At 32.8% G+C, this 15,393-nt stretch carries 12 protein-coding genes; 2 read left to right on the forward strand and 10 right to left on the reverse strand.

What is annotated here, in order from left to right:
- Positions 1 to 361: 361 nt before the first annotated feature.
- From ACVCXO_RS07650 to ACVCXO_RS07695, 10 genes are all read right to left on the reverse strand, one after another.
- Positions 362 to 1,132: a 3-hydroxybutyrate dehydrogenase gene (locus tag ACVCXO_RS07650; RefSeq protein ID WP_452229006.1), complete on the reverse strand. Its 771-nt coding sequence runs from the start codon at positions 1,130 to 1,132 to the stop codon at positions 362 to 364.
- Complete coding sequence (locus tag ACVCXO_RS07655; RefSeq protein WP_452229007.1) at positions 1,125 to 1,907, reverse strand: alpha/beta fold hydrolase; 783 nt, start codon at positions 1,905 to 1,907, stop codon at positions 1,125 to 1,127. The genes ACVCXO_RS07650 and ACVCXO_RS07655 overlap by 8 nt, the downstream gene beginning before the upstream one ends.
- Positions 1,908 to 1,918: 11 nt before the next feature.
- Entirely contained in the window at positions 1,919 to 4,414 is a 2,496-nt protein-coding gene (locus ACVCXO_RS07660) for a TonB-dependent receptor (protein ID WP_452229008.1), read from the reverse strand.
- A 157-nt stretch (positions 4,415 to 4,571) separates the two neighbouring features.
- Complete coding sequence (locus ACVCXO_RS07665) at positions 4,572 to 5,987, reverse strand: hypothetical protein (RefSeq protein WP_452229009.1); 1,416 nt, start codon at positions 5,985 to 5,987, stop codon at positions 4,572 to 4,574.
- Positions 5,988 to 6,033: 46 nt separating this feature from the next.
- Positions 6,034 to 6,903: an alpha/beta fold hydrolase gene (locus tag ACVCXO_RS07670; protein WP_452229010.1), complete on the reverse strand. Its 870-nt coding sequence runs from the start codon at positions 6,901 to 6,903 to the stop codon at positions 6,034 to 6,036.
- 71 nt (positions 6,904 to 6,974) lie between these two features.
- A complete protein-coding gene (locus tag ACVCXO_RS07675; protein ID WP_452229011.1) occupies positions 6,975 to 8,480 on the reverse strand; it encodes a class I adenylate-forming enzyme family protein in 1,506 nt (501 codons plus the stop codon).
- A complete protein-coding gene (locus ACVCXO_RS07680; protein ID WP_452229012.1) occupies positions 8,455 to 9,966 on the reverse strand; it encodes a sodium:solute symporter family transporter in 1,512 nt (503 codons plus the stop codon). Before ACVCXO_RS07680 ends, ACVCXO_RS07675 begins: the two co-directional genes overlap by 26 nt.
- 284 nt (positions 9,967 to 10,250) lie before the next feature.
- The gene (rpmA, locus tag ACVCXO_RS07685) at positions 10,251 to 10,511 is read right to left on the reverse strand and encodes a 50S ribosomal protein L27 (protein ID WP_055434719.1); all 261 of its coding nucleotides are present in this window, start codon (positions 10,509 to 10,511) and stop codon (positions 10,251 to 10,253) included.
- Between the two features lie 42 nt (positions 10,512 to 10,553).
- On the reverse strand, positions 10,554 to 11,219 hold the full coding sequence (gene rplU / locus ACVCXO_RS07690) for a 50S ribosomal protein L21 (RefSeq protein WP_452229013.1): 666 nt from the start codon (positions 11,217 to 11,219) through the stop codon (positions 10,554 to 10,556).
- Between the two features lie 97 nt (positions 11,220 to 11,316).
- Entirely contained in the window at positions 11,317 to 11,772 is a 456-nt protein-coding gene (locus ACVCXO_RS07695; protein WP_452229014.1) for a DUF4199 domain-containing protein, read from the reverse strand.
- 184 nt (positions 11,773 to 11,956) lie between these two features.
- On the opposite strand from ACVCXO_RS07695, the gene ACVCXO_RS07700 reads away from it, so the two are divergent.
- Together ACVCXO_RS07700 and ACVCXO_RS07705 are read left to right on the forward strand one after the other, a co-directional pair.
- Positions 11,957 to 13,276, forward strand: coding sequence for a M16 family metallopeptidase (locus tag ACVCXO_RS07700; RefSeq protein WP_452229015.1), 1,320 nt, complete (start codon positions 11,957 to 11,959; stop codon positions 13,274 to 13,276).
- A gap of 16 nt (positions 13,277 to 13,292) precedes the next feature.
- Positions 13,293 to 15,359, forward strand: a complete 2,067-nt coding sequence (locus ACVCXO_RS07705) for a M16 family metallopeptidase (protein ID WP_452229016.1) — start codon at positions 13,293 to 13,295, stop codon at positions 15,357 to 15,359.
- Positions 15,360 to 15,393 lie beyond the last annotated feature (34 nt).

Consider the following 15,393-nt stretch of genomic DNA (forward strand, 5'->3'; position numbering starts at 1 on the left):
TAAAGGAAGGAGCACTTCTCGATACACTTATATTCAAAACGAGAGCATTATTGATTTCTAAGCATATTATAGCTAAATATAAAAGTTGATTTTTACCTGCTCTCCTCTTTTTTTTAAAGAGGAGAATGAATTAAAATTTCCGCTTTAGAAATTTTGAGAAAGAGGAGTTAAAAAATACACTTCACTATTTTACTACAAACCTTGCGAGTTTTATTTTACAATAAAACCCACCTTCCTTTAACTAAAGGAAGGAGTTACTAACGAAATGCTTTTCAGTAAGAACCTTAATATTAAAACTAGTTTAAAAATAAAAAAATGCCCTTCTGTTTCCAGAAAAGCATTTTTAAAAACTAATCAAAAATTACTGTGCACTCCAACCTCCATCTAAAACAAAAGAGGATCCTGTTATGGTTGTGGAGCTGTCTTTTGCTAGCAATATTGCCATATCTGCAATCGCTTCTAAAGGTACAAACTGCTTTACCGCTTGCTTTTTAAGCATCACTTTTTCTACTACTTCATCTTCAGTCATGTTATGCGCTTTGGCTTGGTCTTTTATTTGTCCGATTACCAAAGGTGTTTTTACATAACCCGGACAAATCGCATTACAAGTAATATTAAAAAGAGCTCCTTCTAAAGCTAACACTTTGGTCATACCTATTACGCCATGTTTAGCGGTTACGTAAGCTGATTTATATTCGGAAGCTCGAATACCATGCACACTAGACACATTTATTATTCTACCAAACTTTTGTTTTTTCATCTGTTTCCAAACGGCTTTTGAAGCATAAAACACAGCATTCATATTTATAGCAATAATATTTTCATATTTTTGATTCGGAAAATCTTCAATTGGCGAAACAAATTGTATTCCTGCATTATTTACTAATACATGCAATGCTCCAAATACCTTTATAGTTTCTTCTATTAAATCTTCAATAGCTTCCGATTGTAATAAATTAGCATTAGAAAAAGCGACTTTCACTTGGTGTTCATCACCAACTTCTTTTGCTATTTCTGCTCCATTTTTTTCTAAACCATGAAACATGATATTATAACCTTCTTTGGCAAATTGATTTGCAATACCGAAACCAATTCCGCTAGTACTTCCTGTAATAAGAACGGTTTTATTCATCTTCTAAAAAATTTTCAAGTGCGACATTAAAAGCTTCGGGTTGGTCGATAACCACACCATGTCTAGAGTTTTCAATAACCACCAAAGAAGCGTTTTGTAGTTTATCTACATAAGCTTGTTTAAACGAAACTGGTGTATAATCCATATCAGAAGCCACCACTAAGGTTCTAGTCGTAATGTTTTTTATTCTATCTCCCAAACCCCAATCCATCAAGGTTACAAAAGATTTAAAGTATGCGTTGTAATCATTGTTTTTACATCGTTCTTCAAATTGGTTTCGCAGATCTATTTGATGTGCTTCAGGAAACATATTAAATGAAATTTCTTTGGCTAATGGCTCTACTCCTTTTGTTTGTAAAAATTCGGTACGATTCTTTAAAAGATCCTCACCAGTTTTTCCCATGTCATTAAAGTCGGGACCACTATTTACAATCACTAGATTCTCTACGTATTCTGGATGCTTAGCTGCCATTTCAAAAGCCACAGCACCACCCATAGAAAAACCAACAAAAGTTGCTTTTTTAATATTTAATTTATCTAAAAACAGCGTTACATCTTCTGTCATAAAGCCGACTCCATAAGCATCTAATGGTTTAGTAGAATCTCCATGACCTCTTAAATCTAATGTAATAACTCGATATTTTTTAGAAAAGAAAGGGACTTGACCGTCCCAATCTTTTTTTGTGGATCCTAAACCATGAAGTAACAGAAGTACATTTCCTTTTCCATAATCTTCATAGTCAAGTTCTATATCCTTAACTTGTATTTTTGGCATGATTTGGAAGCTTAGTTAATAGTTGCAGATTTCTTTTTAAAGAAGTTCATTTTATACTTTAACTCAAAAGAAACCAGCGTTTCAATTATTGGAGAAGCTACAAACTCTCTATTTTTAGCATTAAATAGATTAGTAATACTTAAACCTAAAGATAGATTATCATTAAAATTATAACCTGCATTAGCATCTACTGAGAAACCTCCTAATTGTCCGTAGTTCCAAGTTCTTCCTACCTGAGCATTTTCAACTATTTCATTGATACCATCACCATCTTGATCTTGTGTTTCTGCTGCTACATTTATACCGGAAAAGAAATCATATTTTTGAACATATCTTCCGAAGAGCGCACCATAAAATTTACCTTTTCCGTAGTGAAGACCAACACTAAACTTATGATTAGGTGTATTAATTGGCAACTCGCTTTCTAAAACTTGTCCGTCTAAATTACCATCATTATCCATATCATTTTTATCTAGATCTCTATCAAAATAAGAGTAGTTAAAAGAAGTTCTAAAGCTATCATTGAAGTAATAGTTTAATCCTACATCCAATCCATACGTATCTACATGACCAAAGTTTAAATACGTTAACACAAAACCACCAGTAGAACCTTCAACCAGCTCTCCGATTGGCGTATCCCCAACATGCGTTACATTATTTCCATTTGCTGCATCTGCAATATTAACTAACGGACTGATAAAATTATCTGACTGATTATAATATGCATTGGTATCGATGAAAAGTTTCTCTGATAATTTCCCTTTGTATCCTATTTCGTAAGAATTAATAGTTTCCACATCTAATTTTCCAACTTTTGTTCCATCGGTTAATGTAAATCCTTCCCCATTTCCTATAACTAAACCACCAAATAAGTTTCCTTTAAGATTTAAGATAGATGGTACAGCGATACCTTTACCGTAAGTTAAACGGAATGTTCCGCTTTTCACTTTTTTAGTAATTGCAGCTTTTGGGATAAAGTTAGAACCATATAATTCGTGATTATCTATTCTTCCTCCTAGTAAGAATCCCCATCCAGAATCGTCTAATTTATATTCCATTTGTGTATATACACCAGTTTGATCTAGATCAATTCCACCGTCATCAAAAAGATAAGTTCCTTTAGAATCTGCCATATCTAATTGGTACTGCGCTCCTAAAGTTAAATAGAATTTATTCCAGCTATTATTGTATTGCGCTTCTGCATTAAAACGTTTAGAAGCGTCTTTAAAAACCGCACCACGCTGTAATGCTATACCTTCACCTTGATTTGCACCTGTTTGATACCATTGCTCTGTAAAAGAACGTTCACTAGCTTCTGCTTCTGAAAAACCATTATCTATAAAGGACACATAATTTTGTGTTCTTTGGTTCATAGCATAGGTTTTATCTGTATTACTCCACGTATAATACGTATTAGCAAAAAAGTTTTTAGAAACAAATTTCACTTGCGCAACATCGATGCTCCAATCTTTAATTTGGTTACGTCCCGCACTTGTAACACCAATATTATTGCTATTACTATGTCCGTAATACCCAGTTATTTCTGAACTTTTTGTTGGCTTATAAAATAAAGAAGCACCATATTTTTGCGAATCAAAATCACGATCCAGATCTAATTCTTTATATGCTGTTGTACCAACATATACACTATCTGCATAGTTAAATTCTGTTCCTTGTGATCTTTCAAAATGAAATTTATAAGAAAATTTATCATTAAGCACTTGTGCATGTCTTAATCGCATGGTAACCACATTTTGATTACCAGCTCCTAATGCAAATGTAGTTCCTTCAGACTGTCTTGGGTTTTTAGTAATCGTACTTACTAATCCGTTATGTGCATTTGGTCCATACAACGTTCCGTTTGGGCCTAATAATATTTCCACTCTTGAGATGTCATCTTTAGTTACTGTAGAAAAAGAGCCCATTGGTAATCCTGTAGCAATTAATGTAGATAATCTATCGTCTGTTACTTGTAAGTTTTTAGAATTAAAAGCAGAATTAAATCCTCTAATATTAATTCCGGTTCCCAAAACACCAGTTCGTACAAAATCAACACCTTTTTGTCTTGCTGCTAATTCTCCAATATTAAAACTAGGAAACTCTTCAATATCTCTAGCTGTAATTACATTTACTGTAGCTGGTACATCTGTAATTTTTTGCGGTTTTTTCCCTGCTGTTATTATAACTTCATCTAAAACACTATTAGATTCTTTTAATTGCGAGTTTAATTGTGTTACGCTACCGGCAGTTACTGAAACACTTTGCTCTAGCGTTTCATAACCAATATATGAGATAGTCACATCATGCGTACCTTCTGCCACATCTTCAATGGTGAAATTACCATCAAAATCAGTAACACCTCCTTTGTCTATACTTTTAATATATACAGCAGCTCCAGCTAAAGGCATACCACTTGCTTCGGTAATTATCCCCTTTACGCTTCCTGTGTCTTGCGCATTAATAACCAAAGAACTAATCAAGGTTAGTAAGAATAGTAGTTTTTTCATAATTGAAATGATGTTTTAAGTTAGATTATGATGGCAATCTATTGTGAAAAAGAAAATAAACAGTACTAAAAATTAGCTATGAGAAGTATGACTTTAGTTTAAAAAACGAGAATAAAAACCAAACCCCCATTTAAATAAAGGGTTTTAAAGCAAAATATTAAATGTATGACTTTAGTTTAAAAAATGCTTCTGGTAAATTATTTGAAAGGGTATCAATCACCTTTATCATCAATTGTTTTTGATTTTTTGTGGATTGCACACCTTTAATTGGCGCTTTAATCTCCTCTAATAAACGTACAGAGTTTATTTTACCTTCCATGTATCTAGAAAGCGATATACTCCATGAAATATTAGGCACGTAATTACTTTGTTTTTGACGTTCGCTTTCCTTTTCTATCAAGTTGAATTTCGCAGCAAGCTTCAGCACTTCCTCGTACTTTTCTTGGATGACCAAAACATTGATATACGATGTAAAAAAGTGATGCCAACGATGCTTCAGCACTTCCTTTTTATATTTTACTAAAAATGTTTTCGCTGTAACTCCCGCTAGATCGTTTTTTTGAAGTTCGGATAAAACACGAATTTGATAGGAACAATAGCCTATTTTTTGATGGTAGTTATGTGTTTCTTTATACAATTCTTGATATGCATCTAATAATGTAAAAGCTTTTTCCGGACTATTATTCCGCAATAAAATAGCGACCAAATTATTCAAATACATTAGGGTATCATTATTGTTTTGGCGGATAGACAAATACCCATAAAACTCCGCTTCTTCAAATTCGTCTTGTTTAGAATGCAACAACACTCGACTTGCATAATAATTAGAGAGTAAACGTCTAGAATACATTTCGCCTTGGCTAAAATAATAGTCAATTTGGTCGAAAATGATTTTTAATTTATCATTTTCATTATAATTTGTATAGATAAAAGCGAGTAAAACAAATGCTTGATACCTGTTTTTTCCGTCTATATTTTTATCATTAAAGACCGCAAGCAACCAAGTTTCTAAGTGCTTTGTTTCGTTATTATTAAGCGTATATTGATTGGTGATTTCTGTAGTAGCGGTGTACAGTTTCTCGTTAACATCTTTAACTTCTGCGTAATTCTCTTTATAGGTTTCGATAAAATCTGCTACTATTTGATGGTCTTTATAGCGCATTCTAACCAATAAATAAGACTTATACTCTTTAGCCAAATCATACAAAATCTGAAAATTATAATCCAAGTTCTTATATGTAGAAATATAATATAGAAATTCTTTTTCTTCACTAGAAGCTATTGCATCTGTAAGTATTTTTTGCTTTAATGGCATTAACCAACCAATGGTTGCATCTACATCGATATTGGCTAATTTTTTTTCGACCCAATCTTTAATGTAGGAATATTTGCGTTTATTGATCGTGGTATCAAAATCTACAAATGCTTTTTGAGACAAAGCATTAGACACGATCAACTCTATAATTTGAAGCTTTTCTGAATCTGTAAACTGATATCTAGTTTGCAGATATTTGGCTTCATTGGGCAGTATCGTTTTACTAAATTCAGTAAATTTTTTTAGCTTTGTTTTCATTAAACATCAAATGCAATTAAGTAATTATTATATATCCAGTTTTGCATTAATCAGCCTCAATAAATTGTTGAATAAGCAGATTAACTTCTATCGGTTTTTCAAATTGCACAAAATGACCAGCATCTTCCACAAACGCTACTTCTACATTTTTTATTTTTTGCGAAGCTATTTCACCAACGTCTTCTATGGTTAAAGTCGGATTTAAATAACGGTTAGGAATAAGCATGTCCTTATTACCAAAAACAACTAACGTCTTTCTTGTTATGTTTTCTAAATCTACATACACAGGATCGTTTAGCATTCCAGAAATACTACTAACAATAGCTTTACAGTGTGCATCAAAATCTGTAGCCAGTTTAATTTCTTTTCTATCGCGAATCATTCTAGAAGTCCCTTCTGGCAACTGGTAAAAGTTTAAAGCATAATTTTTTTCTATTTGTTCATCTGTGGTGTTTTTTACCATTTCTGCAGTAAAATAACTTTTTAACATGCTAGCACCAGCTTCCGAAAACTGCTCTAAACCCGCTGGAGCTATCAAAATTAATTTTTGAATATCTGCTTCATAAGAAGTTGCTAGTTTAATACTTGCTTGCCCTCCCATAGAATGACCAACAAGAATCACGTTTTTTAATTCTAATTTGGCTATAAACTTGTGTAAAATCTCTGCAAAATACGTTGGTGTGTATTCCGCTTCGGGCTTAGCCGACTTTCCGTATCCTGGTAAATCCAAAGCTACGCATGTGTACTGCTCTTTTAAGGTCTCAATATTTTTTGACCAAGCATCTGAATTACTACTTAATCCATGTACAAAAAGTATTGTTTTCTCACCAACTCCTTCTTTAATATAACTTATTTCTGTACTATCAATTACTACAGTATGGGATTTAAAATCATATTGAGAAATTATTTCTTTCATAAGTTTATCCGATTTTTGCGAAAATATAGTGGTGCTAATTAAAGTGAAAATAAATAGTAACGTGCATTTTTTCATTGTTCTGATTTAATAGTATTAAAATAATTATATAATTTTTTCCTAGAAACTTTACCTAAACTAGTTAAAGGAATTTCCTCTAAAATAAACAGATATTTTGGATGCTTAAAAGCTACTAGATTCGTTTTTAAAACTTCTCTTATTTCTATTACGGAAAGATCTTCATTCCCTATCGTTACAAATGCTATGCCGCATTCTCCCCATTTTTCATCCTTTACACTTAAAACTACAGCTTTTTTTATTCCTTTTATTAATTCTAATTGCACTTCAATTTCTTGCGGATAAATATTTTCACCTCCAGAGATATACATATCATTTTTGCGTCCTTTCATATATAAAAACCCTTCCTCATCGCTATATGCAAAGTCCCCAGTAAACAACCATCCTTTTTTTATTTTACTACTGGTTTTAACAGAATTATTCCAATAACCAGGAGTCACAATATCTCCTTTAATACAAAGTTCACCAACTTCATATGCCTTAACGCGCTCTCCCTTTACATTCACAATTTTTAGATCTAAATAAAAGTTAGGCTTCCCTATAGAATTTGGTTTTAGTTCTGCCATTTTATGATGCAAAGAAGTAATACTTGGTCCAGCTTCGGTTAAACCATAACCTGGTCTTATGTAAATATTTTTTTCGGTTTTCCAGAATGAGACAAGTTCGGATGCTACTTTTTCTCCTCCAGAAATAATGTATCGTAGTTTTTTCAGATTAACATCTTTAAAAACCGGTGTTTTCTGCATCATTAATAACATGGTCGGCAAAGCCATAAACAAAGTCGTTTTGTTACGCTCTAAAAGACTTAATATTTTTTCGGCATCAAACTTTTCTAACATACCAATATGTCCTCCTTTGTGCAATAATGGGGTTACAAAAACATTCCATCCAGATGTATGATAAGGCGGCAAGGTATTTATTGTGGAATCTCGAAACGTAATACCCAATTGCATGGATGTATTTAAGCTATTCCAAAACAACATTTTATTGGTATAAATAACACCTTTTGGCGCTCCCGTAGTTCCCGAAGTATAAAATATAAATAAGGCATTATCTTCTTTTATGGAAACCGTTTTAACCGAATCGTTTTCTGCAATCTGAAAAAATTGTTCTAGCGTATTAAAAGACATTTTTTGTATAGTACGAAGTGGTAATTGCGCCACTTTATCTTGATGGTTTTCATTACTGATAAACAAACAAGGTGTACAATCCACAAGAAGTTTAGATATTTCATTTACCGGTAAGCGATAGTTTAAAGGGACAATAACAAGCCCCATACGTTGGCATGCTACAAAAAGCACCATATATTCTAGACTATGCTCTGCTAAAACAGCTATTCTATCTCCTTCTTCTAGATGGAGTTCGGTAAATTTATGGACTAAACGATTGGCATAGATATGCAAGTCATTATACGTATAACTTTTATTTGTGTCATACGATGTTATTGCAATTTTTTCAGGCGTATAATCTGCCCATTTAGCTGTCCAATCTAATGCGTCCACTTGCTTCTTTTTTAGAATCTATTTTATAAATAATATAACCAATTATTAGTGATATTAGTATTCCTATTGCTGCTGAAACTCCTGGATTATTTACAGGTTCCTGCATATAAGGCGTTATTCTTCCGTAGTAAATACCAAAATGTACTACTATAGCCGTAATACTTGCTATAAAAACAGACCTTAAAGAAACATTATCTAAAAATGTACCAAAAAGAACAGGCACAAAAGCAGCCGCAAAGTAAGCATAGACTCCGTTTTGAGCAAAAATAGCCACACTAACATCAGGGTTTTTAATTTGTTCCCAACTTAATAAAAAGCTCACAACACCAAGAACAACAATAACTGCTTTATTAATACTTATGGTTTTCTCGGTAAACTTATCCTTAAATAAAGGGTTTATAATATCGGAAGTAATCGTTATGGACAACGATTGAATTAGGCTCTCTAAAGTGGATAATCCCGCAGAAATTAAACCTACTACAATAACTAAACCAATACCTACAGAGAATTTGGTAACTACATACGTTGGTATAATTTCATCCATTCTTAATTTTTCTCCATTAACCATAAAGTCAGGAAAACTAATTCGCGCATACAAACCAACAATTACCACTAAAAAGAAAACGATCATAAAAGCAATCCCACTAAACAAATAGGTGTTAATCTTACTAGAATCTTTTAATAATAGGGATTTTGTAATAATATGTGGCTGACATACAATGGCTACACCAATGACGATTTGCGTAAAAATAATTTCAAAATAATCTCGAAATAAGAAACTGGAGGTATTTGTTGGTTTTGTAAGGTTAGGATCTATAGCATTTAATTTATCGAAGAAACCTGAAATACCATCGGTAAAATATTCAGATCCAGAACTAATCAAAATAATAGCAACAACAAACATAATGATAGCCTGAATAGTATTGGTATACACCATAGAATTTGCACCACCAAACATCATATAACCAAATACAAATACTGTAATGCCCATAAGCACATAAAAAGGATCTGCATTTAGCGATTTAGAAATAACCTGTGTTAAGCCGACATTAATTAGCACAATAAAAGTAATAAGTAAGAGTGCGATAATACCAAAGAAGAAGGCATAGCTTTTACTTTTATACCGCTTTCCAATCCATTGCGCCATCGTTGTTGCCTTTACGGCATTACCTTGCTTAACAAAACCTTTGGTAAAAACAATTAACGATAGGAATGCTGCAATGGGTAATACAACAGCAAAAGAGATCACTCCAGAAATTCCGTAGAGTGCTATAAATCCAGGATTAATAATAAAGGTTGCGGCACTTGTCATAGAAGCAGCCAAAGACAAACCAACCACCCAAGAAGGGAAACCAATATTACCAACGGCATAATCTTTTATACTTGTGTTTTTTCGAGCGCCTCGTATGACGAAAAATAATATTACGGCAGCATAAACTGCTAATAAAATCCACATATAAGTTACTAACTTGTCTGATGCTATCATTTCCTTTTTTGTCTTTAAAAACAAATAACAAACTTTATATTATTTTGATTTTAAATATTCCCCTTTTCAAAGGTATGACTTTTCCAAATTAAAACACAAAAAACAGCCAAACACATTATAATAACTATAAAAATAGATTATATGACTTTTATAGTTTTAGATTATATTCCATGCCAACTATTTTAGGAGACGGTTTTCCCTTTTTTAAGTATAGCACATAAAAAAAACGCCTTTACTTATTAAATAAGTAAAGGCGTTTTAGATTTTAAGGATTTATAAAATTCCTAAGCTTCGAAAGGCTCAATAGATACATAAGATCTATTGTTTCTTTTCTTTGTGAATTTTACTAAACCATCTACTCTAGCGTGTAAAGTGTGATCTTTTCCTTGGTATACGTTCTCCGCTGGGTGATGCGTATTACCTCTTTGTCTTAATATGATATTTCCAGCAATAGCAGCTTGTCCACCAAATATCTTCACGCCTAAACGTTTTGATTCTGATTCTCTACCATTCTTCGAACTACCAACTCCTTTTTTATGAGCCATTGTCTTAAGGTTTTATATTGTTAATATTAAGTAGTTAAGCAATTACGCTTTTCCACCATCTAATTCGTCTTGCCATTTCTTTAACTCATCCCACTTACCATCAGCAGCTAATTGCGCTTGTGCTGGCCAAGTATCTGTAACCAAATGTGCTAATCTTGAACTAGCTTCTGTTAAGATTTCACTTAACTTAGCAGCATCTGTTTTAGCTACTTTAGCAAAGGTATCTATACCTGCAGCAACTAATGCTTCTGCAGCTTTAGGTCCTGCTCCTTCGATTTTTTTCAAATCATCTGCTTTTCCTGTTGCTTTCGCAGCTGGTTTAGCTTTTGGAGTTTCTTTTTTAGCTTCTGCTTTTGGAGCAGCGGCTTTTTTAGCTGGAGCAGCTTTTTTAGCTCCTGAAGCTACAATGCTCTCAATCACGATTTCTGTTAAGGCTTGTCTGTGTCCATTCTTTACACGGTAACCTTTTCTTCTCTTCTTTTTGAAAACAATAACTTTATCACCTTGAAGGTGCTTTAAGATTTTCACACTTACTTGTGCTCCATCTATAGCTGGGGCGCCTAAAGTTACATTGCTACCATCTGCAATTAAAAGAACATTATCGAAAGACATAGTCTTTCCTTCTTCTGATGCTAAACGGTTAACAAAAACTTTTTGGTCTTTTTCAACTTTAAATTGATGCCCTGCTATCTCTACAATTGCGTACATAGCGTAACGTTTTTATTAATTAATTTATATAAAATAATCTCATTTTCCTTAGAAAACGGATGCAAATATACTGCTAATTAATTAAACTACAAACGTTTTATTGCTTTTGAACAACTTTTGTACTGTTTTTTAAAATCTGCATGAAGGTAAGTGTTAAAACTATTGAAGACGCTAAACCTTCCACGATAATTACAAAGATTAAAATTCCGCCGCCATAGCCACCATCATCAAACCAATCTTTTAATAAGGTATTCATAAAATCTACATCTATATGAAACATGTAAATCCCCATAAATAAGGCAAAACTAAAAGTAGCTAAAAAACCAGTAATTAATCCAACTTTAAACCCGTTTATATAATTAAACTCTCCTCCAGATATCGATTTATACCTTTTCATAGATGCATAAATTCCATATCCCATAAATAATCCGTTTAACATTCTAAACCACGGATTCGTATGTAGTCCTAAAAATTTAAGAATTAAAAAATATGCTATAAGCGCTATAATTGTAAAAACGCTATATTTAACAGCTACAGATGAAGAAGAATTCATATCAATAAAGCTTTAAGGATTATACTCTTTTAAATTTCGTGAAAAATTTTCACTTATTATAATATAACCCTAACTTTTTGATTTTGTTAACGTTAAAAATATTTATAAATATTACTTTTGAAAACCTGTAACTATTCTTTATCGTTATAGACAAATCAATAAAACTATAAAAATCAAATACACAATGAAAAAACGCATTTTGGCTTTAGCTTCTCTATGTTTAGCTGGTTTTGCAGCAACTGCTCAAGAAGTTAAGTATGAAGAGTACGATTTAGATAACGGCATGCATGTTATCTTACATAAAGATAACGCTGCTCCTGTAGTAATAACTTCGGTTATGTATCACGTAGGTGCAAAAGATGAAAACCCAGAACGTACTGGTTTTGCTCACTTTTTTGAACACCTTTTATTTGAAGGAACAGAAAACATTGGAAGAGGTGAATGGTTCACTATTGTTAGTTCTAATGGCGGAAGCAATAATGCAAATACTACAGACGACAGAACATACTATTACGAAGTATTCCCTTCTAACAGTGTAGAGACTGGTTTATGGATGGAATCGGAAAGATTAATGCATCCTATTATCAATCAAATTGGTGTAGATACACAAAACGAAGTGGTTAAAGAAGAAAAACGTTTACGTGTAGACAACTCTCCTTATGGTAAGTTTTTTGAAAATGTAAAGAAAAATATGTTCAAAAAACACCCATACAGATGGACAACTATTGGGGAAATGGCACATTTAGACGCCGCTACTTTAGAAGAATTTCAAGCATTCAATAAAAAATTCTATGTTCCAAATAACGCCGCTTTAGTCGTTGCTGGAGATATTGATATTCCTTCGGTAAAGAAAATGATTCAAGACTATTTTGGACCAATTCCTAGAGGAGAAGAAATTACTAGAAATTTCGCTAAAGAAGACCCTATTACAGAAACCATCAAAGCGAAGGCTTACGATTCTAACATTCAAATCCCTGCAATAGTAGCAGCATACAGAACACCTTCTATGAAAGAAAGAGAAGCTTATGCTCTTGACATGTTATCTACTTATTTAAGCAGTGGTAAAAGTTCTGTTTTGTACAAAAAATTAGTAGACGAGAAAAAAATGGCAATACAAGTTGGTGCCTTTAATAATAGTCAAGAAGATTACAGTACATACATTTTATACGGAATGCCTTTAGGAGATGTTTCTTTAGCAGATTTACTAAAAGAAATTGACGAAGAAATTGTAAAAGTTCAAAACGAATTAATTTCAGAAAGAGACTACCAAAAACTTCAAAATATTTCAGAAAACCAATTCGTTAACTCTAATTCGGGTGTAGAAGGAATTGCTAGTTCTCTTGCAACGTATTATATGTTATATGGTGATACTTCTTTAATTAATAAAGAAATTGAAATTTATAGATCTATTACTAGAGAAGAAATTCAAGCGGTTGCTAAAAAATATTTAAACACGAATCAACGATTGGAAATGGAATATTTACCAAAAGAAAAAGATCAATAAAAACATAAAAGAAAAGATGAAAACTAAAATATTTACACTATTAACTTTGTTTTTAATGTCTGTTGTTGCACAAGCACAAATAGATAGATCGAAACAACCAAAATCAGGTCCAGCTCCTAAAATCGCCTTAGAAGTTCCTGGAGAATTTGAACTACCAAACGGCTTAAAAGTTTTAGTCGTAGAAAACCACAAATTACCTCGTGTTTCTTATAGTTTAACTATTGACAACAAACCCGTTAAAGAAGGAGATATCGCTGGAGTTTCTGGATTATTAGGCAGCATGCTAGGAAACGGAACATCTAGCATTAGCAAAGATGCATTTAATGAAGAAATAGACTTTCTTGGCGCTAGAATGAGCTTTAGATACAATGGTGGTTATGCAAGTTCACTATCTAAATATTCCGATAGGATTTTAAAGCTAATGTCAGATGCCATTAATAACCCATTATTAACGGAAGAAGAATTTCAAAAAGAAAAAGATAAAGCTATTGAAGGCTTAAAATCTAACAAAAAGAGTGTTGATGTTGTTGCAGGTCGTGTTGGTAGCGCTTTAGCTTATGGTACACACCATCCTTACGGAGAATTTGTAACCGAAGAAACGATTAATAAAACAACGTTAAAAGACGTTAAAACTTTTTACGAAAGATATTATACGCCTTCCAATGCCTATTTAGTAGTTGTTGGTGATGTAGATTACACAACGATTGAAAGACAAATTAGAAATTATTTTTCTACTTGGGAAAGCAAACTAAAAGTGGTTTCTACAGTACCAGAAGCAATGCCAAATGTGCAATACACGCAAATCAATTTTGTAGACATGCCAAATGCTGTACAGTCTAACATTTCTTTAACTAGTAATGTTGATTTAAAAATGAGCGATCCCGATTACCATGCTGTTTTAATTGCTAATAAAATATTAGGTGGCGGTTTTAACAGTTACTTAAACATGAATCTTCGTGAAGTACATGCTTACACTTACGGCGCTCGTTCTAGTGTTGGATCAGACAAATATGTATCTCGTTTTAAAGCTGGAGCAGCAGTTCGAAATGCAGTTACAGATAGTGCTGTTGTAGAAACTTTAAAAGAAATAAAACGCATTAAAGAAGAACCAGTTTCCGCACAAGCATTAGAAAATGCAAAAGCAAAATATCTTGGTGACTTTGTTTTAAATCTTGAAGACCCACAAAATATTGCCCGTTATGCATTAAACATCAAGTTGAATGATTTACCAAAAGATTTTTACACTACGTACTTACAAAAAATAAAAGCGGTAACTATAGAGGATGTAACCAGAGTAGCAAATAAATATTTTGGTACAGATAGCGCTAGAATTGTTGTAGTAGGAAAAGGTAGCGAAGTGCTAGAAAATTTAGAGAAAATCACCTTTAACGGAAGCAATGTACCAATCAAATATTATGATGCGTACGCAAATCCAGTGGAAAAACCAAACTACAATATAGAAATGCCAAGTGACATCGATGCAAATACAGTACTTAACAAGTATCTTGATGCTATTGGTGGAAAAGCGAATTTAGATAAAGTAAATTCTGTTTTTATTACTGCGGAAGCAGAATTACAACCAGGTATGATGATGCATCTAGAAATGAAGAAAACATCTAAAGACCAATTTGCAACCGAAGTTTTTGCCATGGGACAATCGATGATGAAAACGGTTGTTGATGGGGAAGCCGGATACAAAGTACAACAAGGACAACGTTCTGAAATGACACCGGAAGAAGTAAAGGAAACCGTAAAAGAAGGGTCTCCATTCCCGGAAGTAAACTACTTAAATAATAGCGGCGTTACTTTAGAGAAAATTGAAGATATCGATGGTGAAAAAGCATACAGAATTAAAATCTCTGAAGAGCAAACTAACTTCTACAGCGTAGAAACTGGATTAAAAATAAAAGTAGATAAATCTACCGAAATGGGATCTGCGTCTACTTATTTAACAGAATACCAAGAAGTATCTGGTGTGAAATTTCCGTTTAAAATCGGACAAACAAATGGACCACGTAAATTTGATTTTGTAGTAAAAGAAATTAAAGTAAATGAAGGTGTTACAGATGCAGATTTTGACTAATTAGAATTAATCATACAAACCATAAACCGAAGCG

It is taken from the genome of Lacinutrix sp. MEBiC02404, from assembly GCF_053601575.1.

Bases quoted from the DNA above. Each gene is read 5' to 3' on its own strand.
- ACVCXO_RS07650 (WP_452229006.1), bottom strand. From the start codon at position 1,132: ATGAATAAAACCGTTCTTATTACAGGAAGTACTAGCGGAATTGGTTTC.
- ACVCXO_RS07655 (WP_452229007.1), bottom strand. From the start codon at position 1,907: ATGCCAAAAATACAAGTTAAGGATATAGAACTTGACTATGAAGATTAT.
- ACVCXO_RS07660 (WP_452229008.1), bottom strand. From the start codon at position 4,414: ATGAAAAAACTACTATTCTTACTAACCTTGATTAGTTCTTTGGTTATT.
- ACVCXO_RS07665 (WP_452229009.1), bottom strand. From the start codon at position 5,987: ATGAAAACAAAGCTAAAAAAATTTACTGAATTTAGTAAAACGATACTG.
- ACVCXO_RS07670 (WP_452229010.1), bottom strand. From the start codon at position 6,903: ATGAAAGAAATAATTTCTCAATATGATTTTAAATCCCATACTGTAGTA.
- ACVCXO_RS07680 (WP_452229012.1), bottom strand. From the start codon at position 9,966: ATGATAGCATCAGACAAGTTAGTAACTTATATGTGGATTTTATTAGCA.
- rpmA (WP_055434719.1), bottom strand. From the start codon at position 10,511: ATGGCTCATAAAAAAGGAGTTGGTAGTTCGAAGAATGGTAGAGAATCA.
- rplU (WP_452229013.1), bottom strand. From the start codon at position 11,219: ATGTACGCAATTGTAGAGATAGCAGGGCATCAATTTAAAGTTGAAAAA.
- ACVCXO_RS07695 (WP_452229014.1), bottom strand. From the start codon at position 11,772: ATGAATTCTTCTTCATCTGTAGCTGTTAAATATAGCGTTTTTACAATT.
- ACVCXO_RS07700 (WP_452229015.1), top strand. From the start codon at position 11,957: ATGAAAAAACGCATTTTGGCTTTAGCTTCTCTATGTTTAGCTGGTTTT.
- ACVCXO_RS07705 (WP_452229016.1), top strand. From the start codon at position 13,293: ATGAAAACTAAAATATTTACACTATTAACTTTGTTTTTAATGTCTGTT.